Genomic DNA, 589 nt, shown 5'->3' on the forward strand with positions numbered 1-589 from the left:
TCGTACCGCGGCCTCGAACGAGTACTTCCTTATCACACATATGACGGGCGTCGGTCTTGGTGCCTAGCACTGTGCAGCTGCGATGTCGCTATGGAGCGTGCGGTGTTTGCCGTCTGCCATTTTATCTGGGTCATGGCCATGCGCCTGTGTGAGTTTCAGCTTGACTTCTGTTCTGGTTTTTTTTCTGCACAAGAGCAGCCCGCACAGCTACGGCATTTCGTATTTCTCCTCGCGTGGGCCCACGGCCGATGGCCGCTACAAGCCCGACCTGGTCGCGCCAGGCGAAAAGATCCTGTCGGCGCACCATGGTTACGCGGTCGACGATCCCGGCACATGGATGGTGGAGATGAGCGGCACCAGCATGGCTGCGGCGCACGTGTCCGGACTGATCGCCGCGTTCCTGTCGGTGCGCCGCGAGTTCATCGGCGCACCGGACCGGGTCAAGCAATTGGTGCTGACGCAGTGCCTGGACCTGCAGCGCGATCGCTACATGCAGGGCAGTGGGCTGCCGAGCTTGATGCGGATGCTTGGGGGGACGTGAGTGTGGGGCCGGGATGATCAGCCATTCGGCTGCTGAAAAGCCGGGGAT

Annotated in this window: 1 pseudogene; it reads left to right on the forward strand. The window is 61.5% G+C overall.

The annotated features are described in order from the left end of the window. Positions 1–181: 181 nt before the first annotated feature. A pseudogene (locus CSC62_RS17460) lies at positions 182–541 on the forward strand (S8 family serine peptidase); the annotation flags it as partial. Between the last annotated feature and the right edge of the window lie 48 nt (positions 542–589).

It is taken from the genome of Pseudoxanthomonas jiangsuensis, from assembly GCF_010093185.1.
GTDB classification, from domain to species: domain Bacteria; phylum Pseudomonadota; class Gammaproteobacteria; order Xanthomonadales; family Xanthomonadaceae; genus Pseudoxanthomonas; species Pseudoxanthomonas jiangsuensis.